Here is an 11,602-nt window from a genome sequence, read left to right as displayed (position 1 = left end):
CCGAGACCGGCCGCCTTGCGGATCGCGGGCTCGTAGAGCTTTTCCCAGAAGGCCTTGGGCCACATGAAGGTCTTGTAGTAGAACCCGGCCGCGAAGAACGGCGACAGCAGGTCGTTCACCGCCAGCAGGTCGCGGTGCAGCGGGCCGACGTGGTTCTGCGAGCGGGCGCTGAGCCCGTCGTAGAGCTCGGCCACCGTGGCGCGGGTGTTGGGCTCGGCCCGCGCGCCATCGCGCAGCGAGACCAGCGCGTTGGGCTCTTCGCTGCCCGCCGCGAGGACCCCGCGCGGGCGGTGATACTTGAAGCTGCGGCCCATCAGCCTGACGCCGTTGGCAAGCAGCGCCGAAGCAAGCGTGTCGCCCTCGAAGCCCTTGTAGCCGGTGCCGTTGAAGGTGAAGTGCAGCGGCCGGGTGCGGTCGATCAGACCGCCGGTCAGACGGGTCATTGCGCGGCTCCCGCTTTCACGTCCGAGGCCAGCTCGGCGCCGAGGATCTCGTGGGTGAGGGTGTTGCGTGTGACGACAAGCCACGAGCGGTCCCCCTGTTCGTGGTACCACAGCTCGCGGTGCACGCCCGCCGGGTTGTCGCGCAGGAAGACGTAGTCGCAGAACGCGGCCTCGGCACCGGGAGCGTCCGGGTCGGGGCGGTTCATCAGCGCGGCGTCGCCGAGGTAGGTGAACTCCTGCGCGTCGCGAAGGCCGAGAAGGGGATGAGGGATCAGCATGTCGTGGCCTCAGTGCAGGTTGGGTTGGGCGCCGACGCCCTTTTCATCGATGACGTAACCGCGGTTGAACCGGTCGAAGCGGAACGCGGTCGCGGTGTCGTGCGGCATGTCGGTGGCCAGCAGGTGGGCAAAGGTGAGCCCCGCGGCGGGGGTCGCCTTGAAGCCGCCGTAGTTCCACGCGCCGTTGAAGTAGAGCCCGTCGATGTCGGTGCGGTCGATGATCGGGGAGCCGTCCATCGACATGTCGACCAGCCCGCCCCAGGCGCGCAGCAGACGCGCACGCCCGATCATCGGCATCAGCGCCATGCCGCCTTCGAGCACGTCCTCGATCACCGGCAGGCCGCCGCGCTGCGCGTAGGAATTGTAGCCGTCGATGTCGCCACCGAAGACCAGCCCGCCCTTGTCGGACTGGCTGATGTAGAAGTGCCCCACGCCGAAGGTGATGACCCCCGGGATGACGGGCTTCAGCCCCTCCGAGACGAAGGCCTGCAGCGCGTGGCTCTCGATGGGCAGGCGGCGGTCCGCATAGGCCATCACCCGGCCCGAGCTGCCCGCGACCGAGACACCGACCTTGCCCGCGCCGATGTACCCGCGCGAGGTCTCGACCCCGAGCATCTTGCCGTTCTCGATGCGAAAGCCGGTGACCTCGCAGTTCTGGATGATGTCGACGCCAAGCTTGTCGGCGCCGCGGGCATAGCCCCAGACCACGCCATCGTGGCGCGCGGTGCCTGCACGTTCCTGCATCAGCCCGCCCTTGATCGGGAAGCGCGCATTGTCGAAGTTGAGGAAGGGCACCATCTCGCGCAGCTCGTCCGGGCCCAGCAGCCGCGCCCCCGCGCCCGAGATCATCATGGCGTTGCCGCGCCGGCGATAGGCGTCGCGCTGGCCGTCCGAATGGAAAAGGTTGATGATCCCGCGCTGGCTGACCATCGAGTTGAAGTTGGTGTCCTGCTCGAGGTTCTCCCATAGCTGCATCGACAGCTCGTAGAACGGCTGGTTGCCCGGCAGCAGGTAGTTCGAGCGGATGATGGTGGTGTTGCGCCCGGCATTGCCCGACCCGATCCAGCCCTTCTCGAGCACCGCCACGTTGCGCAGGTTGTAGCGCTTGGCGAGGTAGTAGGCCGTCGCGAGCCCGTGCCCGCCGCCGCCCACGATCACCACGTCATAGGCCGGTTTCGGGGTCGGGTTGCGCCACAGGGGACCCCATCCCCTGTAGCCGGTCAGCGCCTCTTTGACGACTTTGAAACCTGAGAATGTCATACGGGCCTCTCCTTCGGACCTCCTTGTTGTATCGGCGTTATTTGCAGTGATCCTCTTGAATAGGGACGTATTCTGTTGAAAATGGGACACGACTTCGATTTCCGGGACAGGGGGCGCGGGTGCGTCGAATCGCTTTTCTTCTGGTCGACGGATACGCGCTGCTCTCGACCGCCGCGGCGCTGGAACCGCTGCGCGCCGCGAACCAGTTTTCACCCGACCTCGCCTATGACATCACGCTTCTGTCGAACACCGGAACGCGCGCCCTGTCGTCGGTCGGGGCGGCCTTCGAGACGCGGTATTTCCGCGACGCGGTGCCGCTCTTCGATCTCGTCTTCGTGGTGGCGGGGGGCGATCCGGCCCGGGTCTCGGACCCCGCACTTATGGCGTGGCTGCGGCAGGCGGATCGCAACGGCGTGGCGCTTGGAGGCATCTCGGGCGGGGCGGTGATCCTGGCGCGGGCGGGGCTGCTGCGCGACCGCCGCTTCACCGTGCACTGGCATCACTACGACGATTTCGACGCGATGCCGGGGACGTGGCTGCTGGAGCGCAGGCTCTTCGTCATCGACCGTGACCGCTATACCTGCGCCGGGGGCTCGGCGCCGCTCGACATGATGCACGCGATCATCGCGCGGGATTTCGGAAACCGCTTCGCCGAGCGCATCTCGGACTGGTTCATCCAAACCGAGATCCGGGGCGCCGAGGCACCGCAAAGGGTCTCCATCGCCGCCCGTTACGGCGCGCTGCCTTTGGCGGTCGAGGGCGCGCTCGAGCTGATGGAGAGCCACATCGCCGACCCGCTCGACCAGGAGCAGATCGCGAGCCTGAGCGGGCTGTCGGTGCGCCAGCTTCAGCGCCAGTTCCGCGCCGCGCTGGGGCGCTCGGTGATGGAGGAATACCGCCGGCTGAGGCTGGAGACGGGGCGCGAGCTCATTGGCTCGACCCGGCTGCCGCTCTCGGAGATCGCGCAGATGACGGGCTTCTCGACGCCCTCGCATTTCTCCGACGCGTTTCGGCGTCTCTACGGCCACGAGCCGTCACGGCTGCGGCAGTCGGACACGCAAACGCCCCGGAGCTGATCCGGGGCGTTCTGGCTGATGGCTTGCAAGGCCCCGGATCGCGACCGGGACCAGAGGCGCGACACGCGCCCCGCAGGTCAGATGTCCAGCGTGTGCTGCTTTTCCCAGTTCGAGAAATGCGACACGAAGGAGTTCCATTCCTGGTGCTTCATCTTGATGTAGGACGCCGAGAAATCGTTGCCCAGCATGGCCTTAAGCTCGGGGTCCGCGTCATAGGCGCGGATGGCGTCGAGCATGTTCAGAGGCAGGCGCGGCGCGTCCTTCACGGTGTGACCCTCGGCATACATGTCGATGTCGTAGCGCTTGCCCGGGTCGGCCTTCGAGCGGATGCCAGAGAGACCCGCCGCGATGATCACCGCCTGCAGCAGGTAGGGGTTCACCGCGCCGTCCGGCAGGCGCAGCTCGAACCGGCCGGGGCCGGGAACGCGGACCATGTGGGTGCGGTTGTTACCGGTCCAGGTCACGGTGTTCGGCGCCCAGGTTGCGCCCGACATGGTGCGCGGCGCGTTGATGCGCTTGTAGCTGTTCACCGTGGGGTTGGTGATCGCCGCCAGCGCCTCGGCGTGCTTCATGATGCCGCCAAGGAAGTAGCCCCCCTGCTCGGAAAGCCCGACCTCGCCGATCTGGCCCCCGGCGTTGCCCGCAAAGGCGTTTTTCTTGCCGTCGAGATCCCAGACCGAGATATGGGCGTGGCAGCCGTTGCCGGTCAGGCCCTGGATCGGCTTCGGCATGAAGGTGGCGCGCAGCCCGTGCTTCTCGGCGATCGACTTGACCATGAACTTGAAGAAGCTGTGGCGGTCGGCGGTGACAAGGGCGTCGTCGAAATCCCAGTTCATCTCGAACTGGCCGTTGGCGTCCTCGTGGTCGTTCTGGTACGGGCCCCAGCCCAGCTCGAGCATGTAGTCGCAGATTTCCGCGACCACGTCGTAGCGGCGCATCACCGCCTGCTGGTCGTAGCAGGGCTTTTCAGCGGTATCGAACGGGTCCGAGATCGCATCCCCCTCGGGGGTCAGCAGGAAGAACTCGGCCTCGATGCCGGTCTTGACCCGCAGCCCGGCCTCGGCGGCCTCGGCGATCAGCTTCTTGAGCACGTTGCGCGGGGCCTGCTCGACCGGTTCGCCTTCCATGATGCAGTCTGCGGGCACCCAGGCGACCTCGGGTTTCCACGGCAGCTGGATCACCGCGTCCTCGTCGGGCACCGCCAGCATGTCGGGGTGCGCCGGGGTCAGGTCGAGCCAGGTGGCGAAGCCGGCAAAGCCCGCCCCGTCCTCTTCCATGTCGGCGATGGCGGCGGCGGGCACCAGCTTGGCGCGCTGGCCCCCGAAAAGATCCGTGTAGGAGATCATGAAATACTTGACGCCGTTGTCCTCGGCGAATTTTGCGAGTTTGCTCATCTTTGTGTTCCCTGTTGCATGTCCCGATGGAGAGAGAGGGGCCGCGGGCCCCTCTCTCGATCCGGCTTAGAAGCCGGGCTTGCCGGGGTACCAGTTGGTCCCTGCAAGCGGCACCTGGGCCATGGCGGCGGCCTCCATGGTCAGTGCGCACAGATCCTCGGGTTCGAGATTGTGCACGTGGTTGTGCCCGCAGGCGCGTGCGATGGTCTGGCATTCCAGCGTCAGCACGCTGAGGTAGTTGCGCAGGCGACGGCCCGCAGCCACCGGATCGAGGCGCTGCATCAGCTCGGGATCCTGCGTGGTAATGCCCGCCGGGTCGCGGCCCTCGTGCCAGTCGTCATAGGCGCCGGTGGTGGTGCCGAGCTTCTGGTACTCGGCTTCCCACCTGGGATCGTTGTCGCCGAGCGCGATCAGCGCCGCCGTGCCGATGGCCACCGCGTCGGCGCCGAGCGCCAGCGCCTTGGCCACGTCGGCACCGGTGCGGATCCCGCCGGAGACCACGAGCTGCACCTCGCGGTGCATCCCCAGGTCCTGAAGCGCCTGCACGGCGGGGCGGATGCAGGCCAGAGTCGGCTGGCCCACGTGCTCGATGAACACGTCCTGCGTCGCGGCGGTGCCGCCCTGCATGCCGTCGAGGACGACAACGTCGGCCCCGGCCTTCACCGCCAGCGCGGTGTCGTAGTAGGGGCGCGCGCCGCCGATCTTGATGTAGATCGGCTTTTCCCAGTTGGTGATCTCGCGCAGTTCAAGGATCTTGATCTCGAGATCGTCGGGGCCGGTCCAGTCCGGGTGACGGCAGGCCGAGCGCTGGTCGATGCCCACCGGCAGGTCGCGCATCCCGGCGACGCGCTCGGTGATCTTCTGGCCGAGCAGCATGCCGCCGCCGCCGGGCTTGGCGCCCTGCCCCACCACGACCTCGATCGCATCGGCGCGGCGCAGGTCGTCGGGGTTCATGCCGTAGCGGCTGGGCAGGTACTGGTAGACCAGCTTCTCGGAGTGGCCGCGCTCTTCCTCGGTCATGCCGCCGTCACCGGTGGTGGTCGAGGTGCCGGCCATGGTGGCGCCACGTCCCAGCGCTTCCTTGGCGTGGCCCGAAAGCGCGCCGAAGGACATGCCGGCGATGGTCACCGGGATCTTCAGCTCAATGGGCTTCTTGGCGAAGCGGGTGCCGAGGGTCACGCTGGTCTCGCATTTCTCGCGGTAACCCTCGAGCGGGTAGCGCGACATCGAGGCGCCGAGGAACAGCAGGTCGTCGAAATGCGGCACCCGCCGCTTCGCCCCGCCGCCGCGGATGTCGTAGATGCCCGTGGCCGCCGCCCGGCGGATCTCGGAGTTGATCGAGTTCGAAAACGTCCAGCTCTGGCGCGGCTCGGTTTGCGGTGTCTTGTCCATGTCGCGGCCCTCAGTAAGCGTCAGCGTGGTCGATGTTGAAGTTGTAGAGCTTGCGGGCCGAGCCGTAGCGCTTGAATTCCTCGGGCTTGGCGTCGGCACCGGCCTTCTCGAGCAGCGCCTTCAGCGTCTCGATGTGCTCGGGCCGCATCTCCTTCTCGATGCAGTCCGCACCCAGCGATTTCACCTCGCCGCGCACGAAGAGCCGCGCCTCGTAGAGCGAGTCTCCCAGCGCGTCGCCGGCATTGCCCAGCACCACGAGGTTGCCCTTCTGCGCCATGAAGGCGGACATGTGGCCGATGTTGCCGTGCACGACGATGTCGATGCCCTTCATCGAGATGCCGCAGCGGCTGGACGCGTTGCCCTTGATGTTGAGCAGCCCGCCGTGGCCGGTGGCGCCCGCGTATTGCGAGGCGTCGCCCTCGATGGTGACGGTGCCCGACATCATGTTCTCGGCCACGCCCGGGCCGGCCGAGCCTTCGACCGTGACGGTGGCTTCCTTGTTCATGCCCGCGCAATAATAGCCGGTCGAGCCCTTGATGGTGACGCTCAGCGGGCCGTCGAGGCCGCAGGCCATGGCGTGGCTGCCGCGCGGGTTGGTGATGACATAGGCGCCGTTGGCCTGCGCCTTGGCGGCGGCCTGCAGCGTGGTGTTGACCGTGCGCAGGTCCGTGGCGGTCATGTCGAGCACGGTCTTGTCCAGAGTGGTGGTCATGGCTCAGCGTTCCCAGAAGTAGACGGTGGCGGGCTCGGGTTCCCAGACACGGGCGGCCTCGATCCCCGGAAGGTCGGCGAAGGCGCGATATTCGCTGGCGAAGGCGACGTAATCGTCGGTCTCGGCCATCACGGCGGGCTTGCAGGCGATGGGGTCACGCACCACGCCGAAGCCGTTTTTGGTGCCGGTCACGAAGGTGAAGAACCCGTCGAGATCGTCAATGGTGCCCTCCAGCGCCTCGCCCAGAGACGCGCCGTCGGCGATGCGCGACGAGATGTAGGCCGCGCCCACCTCGGTGTCGTTTTCCGAGCGGGTGAAGACGCCCTTCTTGGCAAGCTTGCGGCGCATCTGGTTGTGGTTCGACAGCGAGCCGTTGTGCACGAGGCACTGGTCCTCGGCGGTCGAGAACGGGTGCGCGCCCATGGTGGTCACGGCGCTTTCGGTCGCCATGCGGGTGTGGCCGATGCCGTGGCTGCCGCCCATGGCGCGGAGGTTGAAGCGCGCGGCCACGTCCTTGGGCAGGCCCACTTCCTTGTAGATCTCCATCGAGGCGCCCGAGCCCATGATGCGCAGCCCGCGGTCTTCCAGCGCGGCGATGGCGTCGGAGGCCTTTTCCTCGGGGACGATCAGCACCGCGTGGGTGTCGACGACGGTCGCGGTCACCTGTGCGCCGAGCGTCTCGGAGAGCGCCGCCTCGAGCCCGTCGAACTCGGTCTCCGGTGCCTTGGATTGCACGGTGATCTTGGTGCTGCCCTCGGCCGCATCGCCATAGATCGCGATCCCGGCGCTGTCCGGGCCACGGTCGGTCATGGTGATGAGCATATCGGTCAGCATATCGCCCAGCTTGGGGCGCAGGTCATCCTTCTTCAGGAACAGCCCAACGATGCCACACATGGTGTCCTCCGCAATGAATAGATCCTTGGCGCGGGTGCGCCGCTGAAAACATCACTAAGGGGAAACCTATTTTCTTTTCAAGAAAGTTCTCGACCTCGGAGGGAGATTTCCGTCGTCAGCCGGAAATTGCCCGTTTGTTGATCGCATCGCCGGTATGTCGGCCGATTTCGCTCAGAGTTTGAGCAGACCGAGCGCTCTCAGGCCACCTGCGGGTAGGTGATCACCGAGAGATACCGCAGCGGGAGCTCGAGAATGTCCTCCGGGCCATGCGGCGCGTCCGAATCGAAGAGCAGCGCGTCGCCGGGCTCCAGAAGATAGGTCTGGTCGCCGTGGCGATAGCTGACCCGGCCCTCGAGGATGTAGAGGAACTCGATGCCCTCGTGCTGGAAGGTGGGGAAGCGCTCCGACTCGTCGGTGAGCGTCAGCAGGTAGGGTTCCACCACCACGCCCGAGTTGTTCGAGCCGATATGGCCCAGCAGGTTGTACTGATGCCCGGCACGGGTGCCCGCGCGCTCGATCTCGGCCCCCTGCCCCGCCTTGACGTGCATCGCGCCGCGCGGCTCCTCGAAGCCCGAGAACAGCTGCACCAGCGGCACCCCAAGCGCGTTGGCCAGCGCCGACATGGTGTTGAGCGAGGGCGAGATCACCCCGTTCTCGATCTTCGACAGCATCCCCACCGACAGGCCGGTCTTGCCCGCCAGATCGCCACCGGTCATCCGCTGACGCTTGCGCAGCTCGCGCACCTGCCGGCCGATAGCCACCTCGAGGTTCTTCTCGCGCGGTTCGCCGACCGCATGGGGGTTCTGCGACAACGCCGCGCTGCGCTTCTTGATGGGCAAGGTCTCAGTCCTCCGTATCCGACATGGCATGCGCCAGGTCCGGTTTCACGCGCTGGTGCCAGAGCTGCCCCGTAGCCCCCAGCTCTTCGATCAGCGTGGCGCCATGCGCCTCGAGCCAGTTCAGCACCGAGCCGAACTCCTGGATCTGCGCCTTGCCGTCGCGGATCGCCACCACCGGCCAGTCGCCGACCAGCGCGTTGTCGATGCCGTAGACCTCGGTGCCCCACCAGCGCGCCATGCCGAAGGTGTGCGGCATGCTGCGCCCGCGCTTGAGCGCGGCCAGCACCGTGGGCGTGGCGAGGCTGTCGGCCACCTCCACCGCGTCGTGCCAGCGGTCGAGGATCGCGGCGTATTCCCAGCTCACTGCCGTCCATTCGTCTGGGAAGCGCTCGTTGAACGTGTCGAAGAAGGTCTTGGGACGGCGGAAGAAGAACTCCGCCCGCTCCAGCGCCGGATCGTCGAAATCCGGAAACTGGAAGGTGAAGCGCTCCATGAAGGCGGGCGAGGTCTGCGCGATCAGGCGGTCGTAGTGATCGCAGGTGCAGGCGAGGATCTCCCCCCGGAAGCCCGCCTTGTAGGCAGCGACCGTCAGCGCCTCGATCATCGGCGGCGCCGAGGAGCACCAGCAGAGCACATCCGGCTCTGCCGCCAGCATCTGCTGCAGGATGGCCTCGGCGTCGCCGGTCTCGGCATCATACTGGACCTCTTCCACGATCTCGCGCCCCGCCACCCGGCAGGCGGCGCGGTAGGTGGCGAGCGAGGGCAGCCCCATCTCGTCCGCCTGCGAGCAGAGCGCCACGCGGCGCGCCTCGGGCTTGTGCCGCGCAAGCCATTCGACGCCGGTCACATTGAAGAAGGGATGCACCTCGGCGGGGGCGATCAGCGTGCGGTGATCCGGCGACAGGTCCGAGGGCAGCAGCGTCGCGGTCAGCACCCGCCGGTCCATCAGGTAGGCCAGCGCCAGCCCCATGTCGCGCCCGCCGAGCGTCAGCACCAGCCGCACCTTGCGGGTCTCGACCATCTGCCGGGCCGCCTCGAGCGTCGCCTCGGCGCCAAGCGCGCTGTCGACCTCGACCAGCTCCACCAGATGCCGGCGCCCGCCGACCATCATGCCGCCGTGCTCGTTGATCCAGTCGACCCAGATCCGGCACCCGTCGAGCCCCGGCCGCCCCCAGAACAGCTCTGCACCGGTCAGCGGCACCAGCGCGCCGATGCGGATGGGCGCGCGGTCCTGCACGCTGAGTCGGGGCAGGCTTCCCGAAACGGCAAGGCGTTGGGCCAGTGACACGGCGCTCATGTGGTCCCCCGTCGCTTAAAATGAGGGCAAATTCGCGCATTTCCCCACGCCACGGATATTCCCCTAAAGAAAATTCGTTGACCAGCAGAAAACTTTTGGACCAAACCAGTAACAACCAAAAGAACCAATTTTAATTTTTGGTTCATACCATAAAGTGACAACAACGGGAGACCACCAATGACCAAACGAGTAGCCATCATCGGCGCCGGCCCCTCCGGCCTTGCCCAGTTGCGCGCCTTCCAGTCCGCCGCCGCCAAGGGCGCCGAGATCCCGGAAGTGGTCTGCTTCGAGAAGCAGTCGAACTGGGGCGGGCTGTGGAACTACACCTGGCGCACCGGCGTGGACGAGAACGGCGAGCCGGTGCATTGCTCGATGTATCGGTATCTGTGGTCCAACGGCCCCAAGGAGGGCCTGGAATTCGCCGACTATTCCTTCGAGGAACATTTCGGAAAGCAGATCGCCTCCTACCCGCCGCGCGCCGTGCTCTTCGACTATATCGAGGGCCGCGTGCTCAAGGCCGACGTCCGCAAGTGGATCCGCTTCTCCTCGGTCATCCGCTGGGTGGAATACGACACCGAGACGGGCGACTTCGAGGTCACCGTACACGACATGACCGAAGACCGCGTCTACAAGGAGCGCTTCGACCATGTGATCTGCGCCTCGGGGCACTTCTCCTCGCCCAACGTGCCGGAATACCCCGGTTTCGACCAGTTCAACGGCCGCATCGTGCATGCGCATGATTTCCGCGACGCCCGCGAATTCGCCGGCAAGGACGTGCTGGTGGTGGGCGCGTCCTACTCCGCCGAGGACATCGGGTCGCAGTGCTGGAAATACGGCGCCAACTCGGTCACCAGCTGCTACCGCTCGGCGCCCATGGGCTTCAACTGGCCGGAAAACTGGGAAGAAAAACCCGCGATGGAGCGCGTCGAAGGCAGGACCGTCCACTTCAGCGACGGCAGCAGCAAGGACGTCGACGCGATCATCCTCTGCACCGGCTACAAGCACTATTTCCCGTTCCTGCCGGACGACCTGCGCCTGAAGACCGCGAACCGGCTGGCGACCACGGATCTCTACAAGGGCGTGGTTTACGTCCACAATCCCAAGATGTTCTACCTCGGGATGCAGGACCAGTGGTTCACTTTCAACATGTTCGACGCCCAGGCCTGGTATGTCCGCGACATCATCATGGACCGCATCGCGGTGCCCGAGGACAAGGCCGTGCTGGAAGCCGACGTCAAGGAACGGGAAGTCCGGGAAGAGGTCTCGGACGATGTGAAATACGCCATCGAGTACCAGGCGGATTACATCAAGGAGCTGATCGCCGACACCGACTACCCGAGCTTCGACGTCGACGGCGCCACCGAGGCCTTCTTGCAGTGGAAGAAACACAAGGCGAAGGACATCATGGCCTTCCGCAACAATTGCTATGAATCGGTGATCACCGGCACCATGGCGCCCGTCCACCACACGCCGTGGAAGGACGCGCTCGACGACAGCATGGAAGCCTATCTTCGCAACTGAAGACGGACCTCCACCCCTTCCCCTGGTCCGGGGGACCGCGTTTGCCCCCGGATTTTTTCTTCGATGGAGACCGACCTTGCTCGACAAAATCGGCCACCAGAGGAGGACAGGTGCACCGAGCCCCTCCCGGCCAAGGGGAGAGGAGGAACACACCCTCGCCCCGAGCGAGGAAAGAAAGACCGTCCCCGGCGGCGGGGCGCTGCTGGTCGAGCTGAGGCAAGGCGACCGGGTCTCCGTCACCAACACCGAGGGCGGCCAGCCCTGCGACCTGCTGGCCGCCCATCCCGACGGGCGCGTGGACGCAGGCCTGCTGGGCCTGAGCGCCGACGCCCCGGGCGATGGCCTCCGGTCCGTGCTCGAGAGCGGCGCGCCGGGGGTCGACCGGCTGCGGCAGGGCCTGGCGCGACGCGGCATCGACGCCGGTGCCCGGACCGTGGGGCTCTTCTCGGGCGCCAGCCCCGCCGGGGACCGCGCAGAGGCCACGGCGCAGGCGCCC

General features: G+C 66.6%; 11 protein-coding genes and 1 pseudogene. 3 read left to right on the top strand and 9 right to left on the bottom strand.

Annotated elements, in window-relative coordinates; translation table 11 throughout:
- From HC022_RS11560 to HC022_RS11550, 3 genes are all read right to left on the bottom strand, one after another.
- Positions 1-443, bottom strand: a 443-nt coding sequence (locus HC022_RS11560; protein WP_175583543.1) for a 2Fe-2S iron-sulfur cluster-binding protein, incomplete at its 3' end; no start/stop codon positions are given.
- A complete protein-coding gene (locus tag HC022_RS11555) occupies positions 440-721 on the bottom strand; it encodes a sarcosine oxidase subunit delta (RefSeq protein ID WP_008887971.1) in 282 nt (93 codons plus the stop codon). The genes HC022_RS11560 and HC022_RS11555, both read right to left, overlap by 4 nt.
- Positions 722-730: 9 nt before the next feature.
- Positions 731-1,981 carry a sarcosine oxidase subunit beta family protein gene (locus HC022_RS11550; protein ID WP_167452521.1) on the bottom strand — a complete coding sequence of 417 codons (1,251 nt, stop codon included), beginning with the start codon at positions 1,979-1,981 and terminating at the stop codon, positions 731-733.
- Between the two features lie 119 nt (positions 1,982-2,100).
- Between HC022_RS11550 and HC022_RS29840 the strand changes: the two genes are divergently transcribed.
- Positions 2,101-3,057 (top strand): GlxA family transcriptional regulator, encoded by a 957-nt coding sequence (locus tag HC022_RS29840; RefSeq protein WP_167452520.1) that lies wholly within the window; start codon positions 2,101-2,103, stop codon positions 3,055-3,057.
- A 77-nt stretch (positions 3,058-3,134) separates the two neighbouring features.
- Here the strand turns inward: HC022_RS29840 and glnT are convergent, their stop codons facing one another.
- The 6 genes from glnT to HC022_RS11515 form a co-directional block, all read right to left on the bottom strand.
- Complete coding sequence (glnT, locus tag HC022_RS11540; protein WP_167452519.1) at positions 3,135-4,451, bottom strand: type III glutamate--ammonia ligase; 1,317 nt, start codon at positions 4,449-4,451, stop codon at positions 3,135-3,137.
- 66 nt (positions 4,452-4,517) lie between these two features.
- A complete protein-coding gene (locus HC022_RS11535) occupies positions 4,518-5,843 on the bottom strand; it encodes an FMN-binding glutamate synthase family protein (protein WP_008887995.1) in 1,326 nt (441 codons plus the stop codon).
- Positions 5,844-5,853: 10 nt separating this feature from the next.
- Positions 5,854-6,555: a GXGXG domain-containing protein gene (locus HC022_RS11530; RefSeq protein WP_008888004.1), complete on the bottom strand. Its 702-nt coding sequence runs from the start codon at positions 6,553-6,555 to the stop codon at positions 5,854-5,856.
- Between the two features lie 3 nt (positions 6,556-6,558).
- Positions 6,559-7,449, bottom strand: coding sequence for a glutamine amidotransferase family protein (locus HC022_RS11525; RefSeq protein ID WP_167452518.1), 891 nt, complete (start codon positions 7,447-7,449; stop codon positions 6,559-6,561).
- 197 nt (positions 7,450-7,646) lie between these two features.
- Positions 7,647-8,318: an XRE family transcriptional regulator gene (locus HC022_RS11520; RefSeq protein ID WP_167452517.1), complete on the bottom strand. Its 672-nt coding sequence runs from the start codon at positions 8,316-8,318 to the stop codon at positions 7,647-7,649.
- On the bottom strand, positions 8,293-9,585 hold the full coding sequence (locus HC022_RS11515; RefSeq protein ID WP_167452516.1) for an ABC transporter substrate-binding protein: 1,293 nt from the start codon (positions 9,583-9,585) through the stop codon (positions 8,293-8,295). Before HC022_RS11515 ends, HC022_RS11520 begins: the two co-directional genes overlap by 26 nt.
- A gap of 177 nt (positions 9,586-9,762) precedes the next feature.
- On the opposite strand from HC022_RS11515, the gene HC022_RS11510 reads away from it, so the two are divergent.
- Both HC022_RS11510 and HC022_RS11505 read left to right on the top strand, forming a co-directional pair.
- Positions 9,763-11,106 carry an NAD(P)-binding domain-containing protein gene (locus tag HC022_RS11510; RefSeq protein WP_167452515.1) on the top strand — a complete coding sequence of 448 codons (1,344 nt, stop codon included), beginning with the start codon at positions 9,763-9,765 and terminating at the stop codon, positions 11,104-11,106.
- 76 nt (positions 11,107-11,182) lie between these two features.
- Positions 11,183-11,602, top strand: a pseudogene (locus tag HC022_RS11505) (urea carboxylase-associated family protein); the annotation flags it as partial.

This window comes from Salipiger sp. HF18 (genome assembly GCF_011806505.1).
In the GTDB taxonomy this organism is placed as follows: domain Bacteria; phylum Pseudomonadota; class Alphaproteobacteria; order Rhodobacterales; family Rhodobacteraceae; genus Salipiger; species Salipiger thiooxidans.
Note: the sequence above shows the minus strand (reverse complement) of the source record. Positions and strands in the feature narration are given on the sequence as shown.

What these genes read in the sequence shown, in the direction of transcription:
- HC022_RS11555 (WP_008887971.1), bottom strand. Translation starts at nt 721, where the DNA reads ATGCTGATCCCTCATCCCCTTCTCGGCCTTCGCGACGCGCAGGAGTTC.
- HC022_RS11550 (WP_167452521.1), bottom strand. Translation starts at nt 1,981, where the DNA reads ATGACATTCTCAGGTTTCAAAGTCGTCAAAGAGGCGCTGACCGGCTAC.
- glnT (WP_167452519.1), bottom strand. Translation starts at nt 4,451, where the DNA reads ATGAGCAAACTCGCAAAATTCGCCGAGGACAACGGCGTCAAGTATTTC.
- HC022_RS11535 (WP_008887995.1), bottom strand. Translation starts at nt 5,843, where the DNA reads ATGGACAAGACACCGCAAACCGAGCCGCGCCAGAGCTGGACGTTTTCG.
- HC022_RS11530 (WP_008888004.1), bottom strand. Translation starts at nt 6,555, where the DNA reads ATGACCACCACTCTGGACAAGACCGTGCTCGACATGACCGCCACGGAC.
- HC022_RS11525 (WP_167452518.1), bottom strand. Translation starts at nt 7,449, where the DNA reads ATGTGTGGCATCGTTGGGCTGTTCCTGAAGAAGGATGACCTGCGCCCC.
- HC022_RS11520 (WP_167452517.1), bottom strand. Translation starts at nt 8,318, where the DNA reads ATGCCATGTCGGATACGGAGGACTGAGACCTTGCCCATCAAGAAGCGC.
- HC022_RS11515 (WP_167452516.1), bottom strand. Translation starts at nt 9,585, where the DNA reads ATGAGCGCCGTGTCACTGGCCCAACGCCTTGCCGTTTCGGGAAGCCTG.
- HC022_RS11510 (WP_167452515.1), top strand. Translation starts at nt 9,763, where the DNA reads ATGACCAAACGAGTAGCCATCATCGGCGCCGGCCCCTCCGGCCTTGCC.